This is a genomic window from Klebsiella pneumoniae (assembly GCF_000742135.1).
GTDB classification, from domain to species: Bacteria; Pseudomonadota; Gammaproteobacteria; order Enterobacterales; family Enterobacteriaceae; genus Klebsiella; species Klebsiella pneumoniae.
In genome coordinates this window covers 3,105,447-3,120,694 of sequence record NZ_KN046818.1, presented here as the reverse complement: position 1 = coordinate 3,120,694, position 15,248 = coordinate 3,105,447, and the positions used below count along the sequence as shown (strand labels likewise).

14 protein-coding genes, 1 tRNA gene and 2 rRNA genes are annotated in these 15,248 nt (G+C 50.8%); 4 read left to right on the top strand and 13 right to left on the bottom strand.

All coding sequences use genetic code 11. From position 1 onward, the window contains the following. Positions 1-37: 37 nt before the first annotated feature. The 5 genes from DR88_RS10915 to DR88_RS0126185 form a co-directional block, all read right to left on the bottom strand. On the bottom strand, positions 38-1,198 hold the full coding sequence (locus DR88_RS10915) for a phage major capsid protein (protein ID WP_004149989.1): 1,161 nt from the start codon (positions 1,196-1,198) through the stop codon (positions 38-40). Positions 1,199-1,798: 600 nt separating this feature from the next. Further along, complete coding sequence (locus DR88_RS10920) at positions 1,799-3,550, bottom strand: DNA primase family protein (RefSeq protein ID WP_004149991.1); 1,752 nt, start codon at positions 3,548-3,550, stop codon at positions 1,799-1,801. Further along, positions 3,534-3,752 carry a hypothetical protein gene (locus DR88_RS10925; RefSeq protein WP_025861181.1) on the bottom strand — a complete coding sequence of 73 codons (219 nt, stop codon included), beginning with the start codon at positions 3,750-3,752 and terminating at the stop codon, positions 3,534-3,536. Before DR88_RS10925 ends, DR88_RS10920 begins: the two co-directional genes overlap by 17 nt. Continuing rightward, positions 3,749-3,943: a hypothetical protein gene (locus tag DR88_RS10930; RefSeq protein WP_004149992.1), complete on the bottom strand. Its 195-nt coding sequence runs from the start codon at positions 3,941-3,943 to the stop codon at positions 3,749-3,751. Before DR88_RS10930 ends, DR88_RS10925 begins: the two co-directional genes overlap by 4 nt. After that, positions 3,936-4,124 (bottom strand): host cell division inhibitor Icd-like protein, encoded by a 189-nt coding sequence (locus DR88_RS0126185; protein WP_025861179.1) that lies wholly within the window; start codon positions 4,122-4,124, stop codon positions 3,936-3,938. The genes DR88_RS10930 and DR88_RS0126185 overlap by 8 nt, the downstream gene beginning before the upstream one ends. 178 nt (positions 4,125-4,302) lie before the next feature. Here DR88_RS0126185 and DR88_RS0126180 point away from each other — a divergent pair, with 178 nt between their 5' ends. After that, positions 4,303-4,506, top strand: a complete 204-nt coding sequence (locus DR88_RS0126180; RefSeq protein ID WP_025861177.1) for a YlcI/YnfO family protein — start codon at positions 4,303-4,305, stop codon at positions 4,504-4,506. Positions 4,507-4,906: 400 nt separating this feature from the next. Here the strand turns inward: DR88_RS0126180 and DR88_RS31505 are convergent, their stop codons facing one another. From DR88_RS31505 to envR, 5 genes are all read right to left on the bottom strand, one after another. Beyond that, on the bottom strand, positions 4,907-5,599 hold the full coding sequence (locus tag DR88_RS31505) for a hypothetical protein (RefSeq protein WP_021538183.1): 693 nt from the start codon (positions 5,597-5,599) through the stop codon (positions 4,907-4,909). A gap of 20 nt (positions 5,600-5,619) precedes the next feature. Further along, positions 5,620-5,904, bottom strand: coding sequence for a helix-turn-helix transcriptional regulator (locus tag DR88_RS10935; RefSeq protein WP_019077824.1), 285 nt, complete (start codon positions 5,902-5,904; stop codon positions 5,620-5,622). A 590-nt stretch (positions 5,905-6,494) separates the two neighbouring features. After that, on the bottom strand, positions 6,495-7,145 hold the full coding sequence (locus DR88_RS10940; protein WP_004149995.1) for a hypothetical protein: 651 nt from the start codon (positions 7,143-7,145) through the stop codon (positions 6,495-6,497). Next, positions 7,145-8,365: a tyrosine-type recombinase/integrase gene (locus DR88_RS10945; protein ID WP_004149996.1), complete on the bottom strand. Its 1,221-nt coding sequence runs from the start codon at positions 8,363-8,365 to the stop codon at positions 7,145-7,147. Before DR88_RS10945 ends, DR88_RS10940 begins: the two co-directional genes overlap by 1 nt. Positions 8,366-8,633: 268 nt before the next feature. Further along, on the bottom strand, positions 8,634-9,287 hold the full coding sequence (gene envR, locus DR88_RS10950) for an acrEF/envCD operon transcriptional regulator (protein ID WP_023286909.1): 654 nt from the start codon (positions 9,285-9,287) through the stop codon (positions 8,634-8,636). A gap of 378 nt (positions 9,288-9,665) precedes the next feature. Between envR and DR88_RS10955 the strand changes: the two genes are divergently transcribed. The 3 genes from DR88_RS10955 to DR88_RS10965 all read left to right on the top strand — a co-directional run bounded on the left by DR88_RS10955 (position 9,666) and on the right by DR88_RS10965 (position 14,442). After that, positions 9,666-10,805 (top strand): efflux RND transporter periplasmic adaptor subunit, encoded by a 1,140-nt coding sequence (locus tag DR88_RS10955; RefSeq protein ID WP_004150001.1) that lies wholly within the window; start codon positions 9,666-9,668, stop codon positions 10,803-10,805. A gap of 12 nt (positions 10,806-10,817) precedes the next feature. After that, positions 10,818-13,928 (top strand): efflux RND transporter permease subunit, encoded by a 3,111-nt coding sequence (locus DR88_RS10960; protein ID WP_004150002.1) that lies wholly within the window; start codon positions 10,818-10,820, stop codon positions 13,926-13,928. Positions 13,929-14,220: 292 nt separating this feature from the next. Continuing rightward, a complete protein-coding gene (locus tag DR88_RS10965; protein ID WP_025861169.1) occupies positions 14,221-14,442 on the top strand; it encodes a putative periplasmic lipoprotein in 222 nt (73 codons plus the stop codon). A 408-nt stretch (positions 14,443-14,850) separates the two neighbouring features. Here DR88_RS10965 and rrf (DR88_RS10970) read toward each other — a convergent pair. The 3 genes from rrf (DR88_RS10970) to rrf (DR88_RS10980) all read right to left on the bottom strand — a co-directional run bounded on the left by rrf (DR88_RS10970) (position 14,851) and on the right by rrf (DR88_RS10980) (position 15,210). Then, positions 14,851-14,966: ribosomal RNA gene (gene rrf, locus DR88_RS10970) — 5S ribosomal RNA — on the bottom strand. 38 nt (positions 14,967-15,004) lie between these two features. After that, a tRNA-Thr gene (locus DR88_RS10975) sits at positions 15,005-15,080 on the bottom strand. Positions 15,081-15,094: 14 nt separating this feature from the next. Further along, a 5S ribosomal RNA gene (rrf, locus tag DR88_RS10980) occupies positions 15,095-15,210 on the bottom strand. Between the last annotated feature and the right edge of the window lie 38 nt (positions 15,211-15,248).

Sequence of the window (15,248 nt, the reverse complement as noted above, 5' to 3'; positions counted from 1 at the left end):
GAGGGCAGAAAGGGGCCGAAGCCCCTCACACGTCGAATCAGGAACCAGCAAGCTCCAGAATCTTGATCGCGTTGGAGTCCACCACGCCGCCGCCCAGATATTTATCGGTGTGAACCTTATAGAAGCCCGGCTCGGTGATGTTGTCAGGGCGGGTACGCACACCAGTAGTGTGATCCACGATGAAGTAACCGCGCTTGAAGTCGCCAACCGCGAGGAACGCTTCTCCGGCATCAGCATCAGGCATGGTTTCAAGGTACTGAACCGGACGGCCCAGCAGGGTATCGGGAGAACCGGCAACCAGACGATCGCGCCAGATGTAATCCCCGTTGCCGTTTTTCAGCTTTTGCAGTTTGGCTGCGGTGTTGGAGTTCATCACCCATACGGCGTTTTTGCGGTATTTGGCTTTCAGCTTATACAGCAGGTCGATCAGGCCATCAGAGGAAACGTCAGCCGCTTCCATCTTCTCCAGCGTACCGAACGGACGGGTTTTGTCGGCAGTGGCCGCGCGAGGGTAAGACAGGAAGCCTTTGGATTTTTTATCACCGTCGCCGTTCACAAAGTCGCTTTCTTCGGTCGCGGTGAAGGTGTCGGCAATTTCAGAAGACAGCCAGCCCAAAATATCCACCTCGGAGAAGTCGAGAATCTCCTGAGTGGTTTTCGGGTAGGCGTAGATCGGGTTGAGTTTGATATCAACGCGCTCCATCTTCGGCGTACTGGTTTCGGTACGTGCCTCACCTTCGGTACCACGATTAACGGTAGTGCCGCCCACAGATACCAGCTTCTGGTATTCGTTGGTTTTGGTGGTCTTCACCGTTGCGATGGAGCGCATCACGCTATCATCCTGCAACTGGCGCATAATCTCTTTGTCCAGCTCAGGGATAACGGTATAACCGCCGTCAGCCTGCACCAGCGTGGAGAGAGAACGGGTATCACCGGTCATGATGTAGTGGCGCAGCTCGTCGTTGCTTACTGGATCACCTTCAACGGAAGTACCAGGCAGATTGCGCTGATCTTCGGCGACGGCTTCAAGGCGGTTGATTTCAACTTCAAGCGCATCAGCCTGTGCGCGGAGTTCGTCGAACTTTTTGCCCTCTTCTTCGTTCAGGCTGCGCTTTTCGGTGTCGGCTTTGTCCAGCATGGAACGCATCTGTGTTTTGAGTGCGGCTTTCTGCTGGCGTAATTCGAGTAGTTTCTTCATGGAGTGGTTTCCGTATCAATTAATGTAGAGACGTGAAACCAGCGCTTGGAGGGGAGGCCGTTAAATCTTTTTCTGCCTCTCGCAGGCTGTACTCGCTACAGCTTGACTTAACGGCCAGTGGCGGCTCACGTCTGAGTGCCACTCTTCAAGATATACATGAAAAATATAAAGAAAACCCCCGCAAAAGACGGGGGTAAGAATGAGTAAACATGAATACAAATAATTTACAAAAATATTAGCTTTTAATATTCCACGGTGCGTGTTCCATGATTGATCCCAGGTATTCCAGGCTGGAAGTGATCCTGCGTTGCTCAATAAAATTAAAAAATATACGTTTAAGTGTTCACCTGTTCACCTTTGATAATTTATTAATTAAATTCATATAGTTACAGGGTGAATACTATTCTTTCAGGTGTTCACTAGTGTTCACCCAACCCTTCACCTCAAACTGAGGAAAAGATAAAACAGGGTGAACAGGTGAATACTTGGTGAACACTTCATAAAAAAGTGTTCACCCATTAACATATTGTTATTTAATGATTTTTATACATGGTGAACAGTGGTGAACACTTATCCCATTACTTTTAATTTTCCCCGCCTTTATTCTTTTGTTGTATCGGTACACATTGGCATCCAGTCTTCTGAATCATCATGCAGGGTGACGTTCGATCTTATGCCATTTTTAGTTTTGCGCTTCTGGTACTCCTTGCCATATTCAGCCATTGCGCCTGGCATATCCGTACCGAACCGCATTAACGATACAGGCTTGCTAAGACCATTGGCCCGCATGTAAGCCAGATAAGCGTGATACAGATAACGGCGCGGGCTGAATGGCACGATCTCGGCATTACCAATCAGCATTCCATCACAAACCACCGAAGCCATCAGGTATCCGCAAAAGTCCACCAGTGAATCCCCTTCACGTTTGATGGCCAGCGCTTCTTCTGATTTCTGCTGCTCATGCAAAAGCTGTTTGGCTTCGTTCTGGCTGGAAAAGCGCACAAGCAGATGCCGGATGATTACCGCAAGCTCTCCTTCAATCTTCTCGGCCAGCATCGGATCGCGTTCGTTTTCCGGCACTACTTCGGTGAAGTTGAAAATCACCCGTCGCCTTGAAATACCGCCGCTGCGGTCACTGAACGTCATAGCATTGTTATTGACGGCCAGCACCACCGCCGGGATACGGGTTGAATATGGCGCTTTGTGTTTTGGGTCGATAGCCACCTTATCCCCGCCAGTGATAGCTTTAATCCCTGCGCCGTCGCCAGCGTACCGGGTCATATCCGGCATGATAATCAGCGAATAGCCAACTACCAGCGCCCTTTCCCTTGGGTTCTCCAGCGCCGCCATGCTCGCCGATACCGTATTGGCCTTGCCCGCCAGCATCGTGCAGATCTCAGCCATGACACTTTTACCACTTCCGCCCGGCCCCGTTACCTCAAGAAACAGCTGCCAGTCGTACCGGTTCGCCAGCACCATAAACAGCGCAGACAGTACGCGGTCTGCTTTTCGGTCATTATCCGCCACAGAGCGGCGGAGCCATTTCCAGAAGTTAGGCGCATGGGTTGCCAGAGTTTCACCTTCTGCTGGTTCGCTGAATGGCAATTCGCTCGCAACGATAAGCCAGTCCTTTTTATCATGCGGTCGAAATTGGCCTAACCGGGTATCAAAAACCCCGTTGCTGAAACCAATCAGGTTACGGGCTGTGTTACCCATTACCGGGAGGCCCAGCTTCATTGTATCGACAGCGGATTTAATCGCGTTCTGCGAATAGGCGACTTCGGAATCAATAAAAATCTGCGCCATTTCTCGCTGCAGCTCTTTATCCGAAAGCGGAACCCACACCACGCCGTTGTAATGATGAACCGTGTCGGAATCAGCATGGATCGCCAGATTGCCATTGTAATGAGCAAGCAGAACTTCCCCGCGCTGGCTGGCTCCCATCTGGTTAAGCGCTGGCGTAGCACTTCCCCTCGTAGTCACCATAAGGGGCTCGTCTTCCAGACGTTTCATCAATGGCGTCCAGTCCTCTTTCTCGCCTTGTTCGTTGATAAACTCAGCATTGGTAACGCCAGCCTCACACAACTTATTTGCAATCATGCTGATTTGGTTTTGCTCGATAAGCCCGGCCTGACAGACACGGGCAAATCGACGGCCTTTATCAACAATGCGCAGGTGTGGTAATTCCGCCAGTTGGGTGTGATCCAGAACCACAGGCGGAACATCGTCTCCATGCTCGCCCTTCCCTTTCTGGTAATCCTGAGCGGCTTTCCATGCTCCCGTTCCAGCAAAGATGATGGCCTCCTCCATTTTGTCGCGCGGGAGGGTTTTCACATTAGGCGCGTTTTTCACTGTAAGCCTCCCGCGCTTTCACCAGCTCGCCGATAGATTTATGCAGCAGCGACATGATTGCGCTTACCTTGCACGCTTCACCGTGGAACTCCTCGCTTTCAGGAATACTGTCTAGCCACATGCTGAGAACCTCATAGGCTCCTTCGCTTTCAGAAAGGGCATTTTCAGCGTGCATCAGGACTTCAAAAGGAACCTGTCTCATTTCGTTTCTCCCATACCCAGCTCAGCGATTAATGCCCGGTGAATTTCCTGATTAAAATCACACGCAATAGAAATCAGATTCAGCAGCGTTTCTGAACATTCAGCAGAGGCTTTTTCCAGGATGGTTTCGAAGAGTGAAGCGGCCAGCGCTGATTTGTATTCTGCCTGGTCTAAGCTGATTGGCTCACGCATGGTGCCCCTCCCGAACTGGCAGACGACCAGCGAATACCATCACGCATCCATCCGGTGATTGCTCACGGGCTTCGCGCTCAGTGGTAGCGGTGATGTGAATGACGTTGCGCCCGATGGCGCTCAGCGCAAGAAAACGATACTGATATTTGGGGCGAGTTTGGGTATGCTGTATACAAGCCATGATGTAAGCCTCAGTTACGTTGTGGTCAGAGGCCCGGTTAGTGCTGGTAACACTGCCGGGCTTCGCTGTATCTTGAGTATCTTCAACCTCAAGGTGCACCCCCACTATATTTTCGGTGGGGGTACACGTCAAGCTATTTTTCTGATATGGTGTACCCTCACTATACGCAGGAGGGTAAATGGCTACTAAGGCAGTAAACGCTAAATCAGCGCAGAAAAAGATACGATTTCCGCACGAACTTATTGAAGAGATTGACGCCAGCGTAGAGCGAGAGAAAGCAGATAACGCCGGTGCTAATTTCTCTGCGTGGGTTCTGGATGCCTGCGGGCGCAAACTCAAATCTGAGCAGCGCAAGAAAGCCAGATCGGAACCTGAAAGCTGAACAGGGTTACTCTCCGTAATGCTGTGAACTGCCCCTCTTAAAGAGGGGTTGTTTTGCGCAACTCTTAATGCGTTGTGCAGAGGCTCACCTCTTAAAGAGGGTTGGTTATCTTCGCAGCTCTCTACGTTATTCGTCGGAACCTCTGAACCTAAGCAGTGTTGATGTTCAGGCGAACCCGAATACTGTTCGTGTTTGTTGCCAGCCGATTCTAACGATTCGTTATAATCAAGTTCCTTCAATGGATTGCGATGTCCGTACGTTAAACGTACGCGGTTAATTTGTGCGTACGGATTTCGTTGGCTCAAGGTTTGACCACCAGCGGCAAGCCTGGTAATCTGGCGATGTTTCAGTAAAGCGTTGAGACTCAGGCGGCCCGGCATGGCCGCCTTTGTTTTGCCTGTCATACAATAGCCTCCACTTTCAGCCCGCCAGCGGTATACCCCTGAACCCGAACACCATCGACGCGATGACGCTTTTTAGTCAGAAAGCGGATGTGATCTGCGTAGACGTACTGCCATTTACCATCGAGTGCCACACGCTTAAACCACGGATGAGGCTTAGATATGGTCTGGACAACTGGCGCGCAAGCCTTGTGTGGCGCGGATTCTGCTGCGACAACCCCCTTATCATTGCCCGTTACACGGTACAGCCAAAAACGAGCATCCTTTCCGGTCAGTTTGCGAGTGCGCACCGGAACATAACCAGCCTCACGCATTGCCTTACTGAATGCGGCATCGTCCGGGTAATACTGGCGCCGTAGTTCCGTAGATACTGAAACGGCAAAGCTGCGTTTAGTCGGGTATTCCTGCCACTGGCCGACAAATTCAAAAGGAAGGCCGTTAACCCTTCCTTTGGTCTTGTCCTTGCCGCTTATCCCTGCATCATGGTCTGCCTCATGCACGGACACGCCGGAACGCAGCCACACCAGCCCGTTACCGTTGTGGCGCAACCCCAGATCGGCAAGCGTAAATTCACCGCGATTAATGGGCGACCAGTCACCGGCAATAACCTGTTTACGGTTCGCTGAAATATCGTGCTGGCTGGCTACAGGGTGAGCGAATCCCTGCCCGTGGAGGGCATTAATCTTTTTCATCTCAGATTACCTGTGGTTAATTAAGCAGATTTACGGCTGTATGGGTTATTGACGTTCTCTACTGCTGGCGGATTACGAACCCACCAGAGCACATCCGAAAGAAGCCAAGCACAGCTATTGCGGCCAAAGTGACAGCGCGGAGGGAAGCGCCCCTGCTGTTCCATCTTCCAGCGGCTGGAACGGGAAAGACTGGTGATCTCGCTGCATTCATCTTCACGGATTCGGCGATCAAACTTAAAGCCGTACTCTTCTAAAAGGGTGCGGCGTTGTTCAGGATTTGGCGGGGTAAAGGTTATATTTTGCATGCTGCCTCCACTGTTTCAATGTTATGCGAAGAGATTAGTGGATAAACGACCAGCATTTCCATTGATTCTGGAATCCTTTAAAAGAACACGCAATTCCATTGAAAGATAGAAATTCCATCAAGATAACGCTCCCCTGTTGAAAACAATTTCCACAGTAATTTCAACGGCTGTCGCGAGAGAAAAAATCATGAATTTCAATAACTCGCCGAAGATCACCGTTCTTTAACGATTTGATTCGCCTTGGATTGTTCATAACAAAGATGAACAATGATGAACGCTGATGAACAGTGATGAATAACCATGAACAAAGATGGAAAAAGTTAGCAAGTAATGACCTAGTAGAGACCGTGGATGGAGCTAGGTATTGTTAGGTGCTGTCGGGTGCCGTTACGTGTCATTACGTGTCGTTACGTGTCGTTGAATGCTGTTGAATGCTGTTGAATGCTGTTGAATGTAACTGTAATAAACATCAAATATAACAATTGAATCTCCTTGGCGATCATAGAATCGCCAAAAGCTCCAACAAATATAATTAATTAGTATTTTCACATGAAATATAAATAACACCCACTAACACTGCAAAATAATATTCATTCCGTATAATAAATCGAATTTAATGCCTTGCGAATTTTATCATATATTGCTGATTTGGATAATCCAGTTTTAGATATACCTTCCTCATCAGCTAATTTATATAGTTCGTTTAAAATAGCCGAGATGCTTGGTTTTTTAGAGGTGCCAAACGAATGGCCTATCTTATGTGCTATAAGCTTGACCAGCATCCCCATTAATTTATCATTATATTCCTTTTCATCTTCTTTACGATGCAAGCCGCGTTTGCTGCTTTTCAATGCAATTCCGACCTGTAAAAGCTCATCCCCTCCCATAGCATAAAGATGCTCTTTTCCTTTGTTTTGATTAGCAATTATAGCCACCGCTGCAAGGCATCTGTCCTTTATGGGTTGTGGTGTAATATCTTCATCAATAAGAGGATATGCCAGAGCAAACATATAGTCTGCGGGATAGGCTGTTGAGTTTCCACCTCGAAATAATTTAGATGCTGATAACCATCTACTCAGTTGTCGATAGTATATATTGTAAGCTTCAACTTTCGCCTCAGGGATATCAGCAGTTTTAACTGTCGGATCTACCCCACACATAAGTAGTGCAAGTTGTTTAATATTGAGTTCCGGGGCTTTGGCTTCTCGCTCGAAAATACCCAATTTTAGAAAACTAGTCATTATTCAGCCCTATTCAACAAAACAATGTTAGTGAATCCACCTGATAAAATATCAAGTCTGTCATACCATTTATTCAACGCATCCAGTTTCTCAGGCAAGTACAGACTACGGTTATAAATCGCCATAACTCCCGGCATTGAGTGCCCCAACAACTGTTCGACAACGTGTGGTGCTATACCCATATTATTCATATGCGTTGCTAAAGTTCGTCTTAGATCGTGCAGTGTCCATGGTTCAGAATGCCCCAGCTTTTTATAAACACCGCGGCCCCACTGACTTACCGCTTCACTGCCTTTAACCGACCCAAGCAAAAGGCCGGATCGTTTCGTTTCATCATGCAGTATTTCAATGAATTTGCGCATGGCATCCGGCACAGGTCTTACAATCTTCTCGCCGCCCTTGCTGTGCTCTTTGGGAACTGTCCAGACCCAGGCATCCATATCCCATTCACTCCACTCTGATAGCCTGGCCTCCTGCGTTCGGCACCCAAACACCATTAAGATTGTCAGTAGCCTGGTGTAGTAAGGCATGAAGCAAGTGCCAGAGGAAATGGCAGCCCATAAATCGCCAGCCTCTTTATCGTTTAATACCCGGTCTTTTTTTGCCTGTTTTTTACCGACATCTGGAATTGTTAAATCTTCAAGCGCGGTACTCACAGCATAGCGACGAACCCGGCAGAATTTCAGGGCTTGTTTGCACATCTGGAACACATAACCTGCGGCGACTGGAGTTTTCTTTTTCATCCTGTCAAAGCAGTCAAGCCAGTATCGTGTTTCACAGTCAGCGAGCGCCATTTTCCCTATATAAGGATAAATGTGTTTTCGCAGCTCCGCTTTGTGCCGTTCAACATTCGCGCGGTTCTCTTCTGCATATTCGCGTATCCAGTATTCTATAGCTTCCTTAACAGTGACCGGTTTAAGCGTTTCCTGAGTGGTCAGCGCCAACTGGTGCTTTGGATCTTTACCTGAGGCCAGCCATTGGCGGCATTTATCACGCGAAGAACGGGCCTCTTTGAGGCTCATATCCGGGTATCGTCCCAGAGTAAGACGATGCAGCTTCTGCCCGTCGAGTCGGTAAGTAAACACCCAGCTAATACCACCAGCTTTAGTTACCTTGGCGCTCAGCCCGGCACCATCAGCATAGAACTCAATCTTACTGGCCGGGATACCATGTAATCCCTTTAACTTCCTGTCGCTCAGTTTGTTAAGTTCGCCAGCCATAGACCACCCAGCCCAAAGTGTTTATACAAATGTTTATACAGAATTGCTTGCATAATAGCATAAACAAAGAAAAACACTGGAACAATATACAGGCATGAATTTATACAACACATTGATTATTATATGAATATTAAAATCATCTAAAAGCATGAAAACAGCTAATATGACAGTACGGCATGAACTGATACTAGTCAGTTGCTTGCTTGATATAAAAGGCGCTCTTCGGCATGGGGAAGCGCCTTTTTATTATCTGCACCAACAGAACTCATTACTGATTCACCAGCCGTAGCGCAGACCCTCCCGATAAACGCGCAGCACAGACCACCGCCATTATATTATCCACCAGCGCAGGCGCCTGCTGATAAAGATCGAAGCGTTGCGGATCGAGCAGCCAGTTTTTAATCAGCCCGGAAAAAGCACTGTGTAAAACAATTAATATCATCTCAATGTTTGTTTCGGCTGGCAATATATTGTTACGCACGCAGCACTGCAGGATGCCGCCAATGAGTGAATAATTAAAACCAATACGTTGGCGAATTTCGTATTCCGAAAGCATATCACTGGAAAACTCACAGCGCTGATAAAGAATTTGCATCAGAGCGCGCTGTCGAGGATTCGCAGCAATATAGCGCAGGCCTGCAATAAACCGCTCGCGTAAAGCATTTAGCGGCTCATGTTCGTACTCTATGGCCTGACTGGGCTGAATCAAATCTCTAAGCGGCGGCTGCTGCTGCCACATTTCATTAAACAGCTCCGTCTTACTGGCAAAATGCCAGTACACCGCGCCGCGAGTCACTCCCGCCGCATCGGCGATATCCGTCAGGGTGGTGTTGGTTACTCCGCGCAGGGCGAACTGCTGGATTGCGGACTCAATCAGGAGCTGCCGCGTGCGCTGCGCCTCTTCTTTTGTTTTTCTTGCCATACAAGGCCCCACTTCCCGATAAGCAGATAATATAGGATATTCTTAATTAGAATTAATCTAGCATTTGCCATGAAGTATTATTTAGCAAAAATGCAGACAAGTTAATCCTGATGAGAAAAGAGAATTAATTATTCAAGTGAATATCACCGAAAAATACATTCACTGAAATAATGTCTATTTATCAACTTTTACAATTGCGATAAATCGCAATACTACAGTGACCATTTTTTTGTTTTTGCGTGCCTTGCTGATTGCTTAAAAATAAGTATCTCTTACATCCAACGGCGTTTATTTGTAGGATGGCAAACTGCTTTTTGATTCCCTCTTTCTTTCACAGATTCGCCGCCTGATTGGGTACGTAATCTATAAGGAACCGCCATGACGACTCACGCCAGAGTGACACTTTTATCCGGTTTAATTATCTCGGCCTTATTGCTAACCGGTTGCGATAATTCTGACAACCAGCAACCCCATGCGCAGGCGCCGCAGGTGACGGTCCATGTCGTGAACAGCGCGCCGCTATCAGTCACCACCGAACTGCCGGGCCGAACCTCTGCTTTTCGCGTAGCGGAAGTCCGCCCCCAGGTGAGCGGTATCATCCTGAAGCGTAACTTTGTTGAAGGAAGTGATGTCGAAGCAGGCCAGTCGCTCTATCAGATCGATCCGGCGACCTACCAGGCGGCGTGGAACAGCGCCAAAGGCGATGAGGCCAAAGCCGAAGCCGCGGCCGCTATCGCCCATTTGACGGTGAAACGCTACGTTCCACTGCTGGGTACTAAATATATCAGCCAGCAGGAATACGATCAGGCAGTGGCCGCCGCCCGCCAGGCCGATGCCGATGTCATCGCCACCAAAGCTGCCGTAGAAACGGCCCGTATCAACCTGGCCTACACCAAAGTAACCTCCCCCATTAGCGGGCGCATCGGTAAATCGAGCGTCACCGAAGGGGCGCTGGTCACCAACGGCCAGTCGGATGCCCTGGCTACCGTCCAGCAGCTCGATCCCATCTATGTTGACGTGACGGAGTCCAGTAATGACTTCATGCGCCTTAAGCAGGAAAGCCTGCAGCGCGGCGGTGATACCAAAAGCGTTGAGCTGGTCATGGAGAACGGCCAGGCCTATCCGCTCAAAGGTTCACTGCAGTTTTCTGACGTCACTGTTGATGAAAGTACGGGCTCAATTACTCTGCGCGCTATCTTCCCTAACCCGCAGCATGTCCTGCTGCCAGGGATGTTCGTCCGCGCTCGCATAGACGAAGGCGTCGATCCGCAGGCTATCCTGGTACCGCAGCAAGGGGTGACCCGCACGCCACGGGGCGATGCCTCCGTGATGTTGGTGAATGACAAAAACCAGGTTGAAACCCGGGAAGTGGTCGCGACTCAGGCCGTTGGCGATAAATGGCTCATCACCAGCGGGCTGAAGCCGGGCGATAAAGTGATTGTCAGCGGCTTACAGAAAGTCCGTCCAGGCGTCACTGTCAAAGCGGAAGTGGAGCGTGCGGCGCCGGCCGTGCAATAAGGATACCCTGCCATGTCTAAGTTTTTTATTCATCGACCGGTCTTCGCCTGGGTGCTGGCCATCATTATGATGATTGCCGGCGGCCTGGCCATCCTGCAGCTGCCGATAGCTCAGTACCCGACAATCGCCCCTCCTGCGGTAGCGATCTCCGCCACCTACCCCGGTGCAGATGCCCAGACCGTACAGGATACGGTCACTCAGGTTATCGAGCAGAATATGAACGGCATCGACAATCTGATGTATATGTCGTCGACCAGCGACTCTGCCGGTTCGGTAACCATTACGCTCACCTTTAAATCGGGTACCGATCCCGATATTGCCCAGGTACAGGTGCAAAACAAACTGCAGCTGGCCACGCCGCTGCTGCCCCAGGAAGTACAGCAGCAAGGGATTAGCGTCGAGAAATCCAGTAGCAGCTTCCTGTTGGTCGCCGGCTTTATCTCTGATAACCCGACCACCACCCAGGACGATATTTCTGACTATGTTGCCTCCAATGTCAAAGATCCTATTAGCCGCCTCAACGGCGTGGGCGATGTGCAGCTGTTCGGCGCGCAGTACGCTATGCGCGTCTGGCTGGATGGCAACCTGCTGAATAAATACAACCTGACGCCGGTGGACGTCATCAATGCGCTGCAGGTCCAGAACGATCAGATCGCCGCGGGTCAGCTCGGCGGTACGCCAGCGCTGAAAGGCCAGCAGTTGAACGCGTCAATCATCGCTCAGACGCGGCTCAAAGATCCGCAGGAGTTTGGCAAGGTCACGCTGCGGGTCAACGCCGATGGCTCTGTCGTCCATCTGAAAGACGTCGCCCGCATTGAGCTGGGGGGAGAGAACTATAACGTTGTCGCCAGAATTAACGGTAAACCTGCCTCTGGTCTGGGTATTAAGCTTGCGACCGGCGCCAACGCCCTGGATACCGCCACCGCGATTAAAGCGAAGCTGGCCGAGCTGCAGCCCTACTTCCCTCAGGGGATGAAGGTGGTCTATCCGTATGATACGACCCCTTTCGTCAAAATCTCCATTCACGAAGTGGTCAAAACGCTTTTTGAAGCAATTATTCTCGTCTTTCTTGTCATGTATCTGTTCCTGCAGAACATGCGCGCAACGCTCATTCCAACCATTGCCGTACCCGTGGTGCTGTTGGGAACCTTCGCGGTATTGTCGATGTTTGGCTACTCCATCAACACGCTGACAATGTTTGGCATGGTGTTGGCGATAGGTCTGCTGGTCGATGACGCTATCGTAGTAGTGGAAAACGTCGAACGTGTGATGGTTGAGGAGAAGCTCTCGCCAAAAGAAGCGACGGAAAAATCTATGTCGCAGATCCAGGGAGCGCTGGTGGGTATCGCCATGGTGCTCTCCGCAGTATTTGTCCCGATGGCCTTTTTCGGCGGCTCAACCGGCGCGATTTATCGTCAGTTTTCAATCACCATCGTCTCCGCCATGGCGCTCTCCGTGCTGGTTGCGCTGGTACTGACGCCGGCGCTCTGCGCCACGTTGTTGAAGCCAGCCTCAGCCGAACACCATGAGAAAAAAGGATTTTTCGGCTGGTTTAACGCCCGCTTTGACCAGAGCGTCAATCACTATACCAACAGCGTTAGCGGCATTCTGCGTGGAACAGGCCGTTATCTGGTGATCTACCTGGTGATAGTCGTGGGGATGGCCGTGTTGTTCATGCGTTTGCCCACGTCCTTTCTGCCCGACGAGGATCAAGGCGTCTTCCTGACCATGATCCAGCTGCCTTCCGGCGCGACCCAGGAGCGCACGCAGAAGGTGCTGGATACCGTAACCGACTACTATCTGCATAACGAGAAGGCCAATGTTGAAAGCGTCTTTACCGTTAACGGCTTCAGCTTCAGCGGCCAGGGGCAAAACTCCGGCATGGCGTTTGTCAGCCTGAAACCCTGGGAAGCGCGTAGCGGTGATGAAAACAACGTGGAGTCCATCATCAAGCGGGCCACCGTAGCCTTTAGCCAGATCAAAGACGCCATGGTTTTCCCGTTCAACATGCCAGCCATTATTGAGCTGGGTACCGCCACCGGCTTCGACTTTGAACTGATCGACCAGGGCGGACTCGGTCATACCGCTCTGACCCAGGCGCGCAATCAACTGCTTGGCATGGTGAAACAGCATCCGGATCAGCTGGTTCGGGTACGCCCTAATGGGCTGGAAGATACCCCTCAGTTCAAACTGGATGTCGATCAGGAAAAAGCGCAGGCGCTGGGCGTATCGCTCTCCGATATCAATGAAACGATATCAGCCGCGCTGGGCGGATACTACGTCAATGACTTTATTGACCGCGGCCGCGTGAAAAAAGTGTACGTTCAGGCTGATGCCCACTTCCGTATGCTGCCGAGCGACATTAACAACATGTATGTTCGTAGCGCCAACGGCGAAATGGTGCCGTTCTCCGCCTTTGTCACTTCACGCTGGATATATGGCTCGCCGCGCCTGGAGCGCTACAATGGGTTGCCATCTATGGAGATCCTCGGTGAAGCTTCGCCAGGCAAAAGTACCGGGGAAGCCATGGCGCTGATGGAAACGCTGGCCAGTAAACTGCCGAGCGGCATCGGTTATGACTGGACCGGGATGTCTTACCAGGAACGGCTCTCCGGCAACCAGGCGCCTGCGCTCTATGCCATCTCGCTGATCGTCGTCTTCCTGTGTCTGGCGGCGCTGTATGAGAGCTGGTCGATCCCCTTCTCAGTCATGTTAGTGGTTCCGCTGGGGGTCATTGGCGCGCTGTTAGCCGCCACGCTGCGTGGGCTGAATAATGACGTTTACTTCCAGGTCGGACTCTTGACCACGATCGGTTTGTCGGCCAAGAATGCGATCCTGATCGTCGAGTTCGCCAAGGATCTGATGGAGAAAGAAGGGAAAGGGATCATTGAGGCCACGCTGGAGGCATCGCGGATGCGCCTGCGGCCTATTCTGATGACCTCTCTGGCCTTTATTCTCGGGGTCATGCCGCTGGTGATTAGCCATGGTGCCGGCAGCGGGGCGCAGAATGCGGTTGGCACCGGCGTGATGGGCGGGATGCTGACCGCGACGCTGCTGGCGATCTTCTTTGTTCCGGTGTTCTTCGTGGTCGTTAGACGACGCTTTACCCGGCACGCTGAATAACTCGGCTATGTCTTGAAGGCGCCCCTTGCGGGCGCTTTTTTTCGCATGCAATATTGGCAGCCAGCTAAACGCGCCACAGTCTGGCAACCGCCATCGCACGCAGCATCGCTGAATCACAATCTTTCTCTCCATCTTTTCTGCATATTCCCGGGCTTATCTTCACGATATTTACGCGGCTCATATATTGAGATGATTTCGGCCTCCGGCCCGGACAATTCGCGGTGATAAAATAAGCCATTCCGTTCTGCACTGGCTTTCAGTACAACCCAGCGGATTATCCAGAGGTAATATCATGAAAAAGTATTTAATCGTGGCGCTGCTGGCCTCTCTGCTGGCAGGCTGTGCCCATAACTCTTCCTGCGTACCGGTTTATGACTCGCAAGGCCGCTTAGTCCATACCAATACCTGTATGAAAGGCACAACAGAAGACAACTGGGAAACCGCAGGCGCAATCGCCGGGGGTGCGGCCGCGGTAGCCGGCCTCACGTTAGGGATCGTTGCTCTGACCCGCTAGATCGCTTCCCCAACCGCAGATACAGGTATATCCCCTGTATCTGCTCCACTCCATTCCCCAAAGTAAGCGATCATTCAGGCTCTTCCTGACGATAGTTCGCCAGCTTTCTTAGCCGTTGTTGTTGCCAGAGACCGCTGGCAATGAGCCGTCCATCGCTATCGGCAAACTTTTCAGATTCAGGGTTCAGAACCAACAAACACCAAAGGCCCGGTCGAAGAGCGGGCCTTTACTCTGATGGTGAGCAATGATGGCGAACGTCCTTTCCCTCTCTCCGGACCGTTGCTGCGCAACATTCATATCGATGCCAGTTAGATTCTCCCTGGGCAGCAAAGAAGCTCATCGGCAAACAACAGATAACACAAAAGCAAAAGGCCCAGTCTTTCGACTGGGCCTTTTGCTTTATTTGATGCCTGGCGATTCCCTACTCTCACATGGGGAGACCCCACACTACCATCGGCGCTACGACGTTTCACTTCTGAGTTCGGCATGGGGTCAGGTGGGACCGCCGCGCTATTGTCGCCAGGCAAATTCTTTACAACGTGCCGAACTTTAACCTAAAAAGTGGTGCTGATACCCAGAGTCGAACTGGGGACCTCACCCTTACCAAGGGTGCGCTCTACCAACTGAGCCATATCAGCACGCTAAATTTGATGCCTGGCAGTTCCCTACTCTCACATGGGGAGACCCCACACTACCATCGGCGCTACGGCGTTTCACTTCTGAGTTCGGCATGGGGTCAGGTGGGACCACCGCGCTAGTGCCGCCAGGCAAATTCTGTTTTATCAACACGTTTCACCAACGTATCG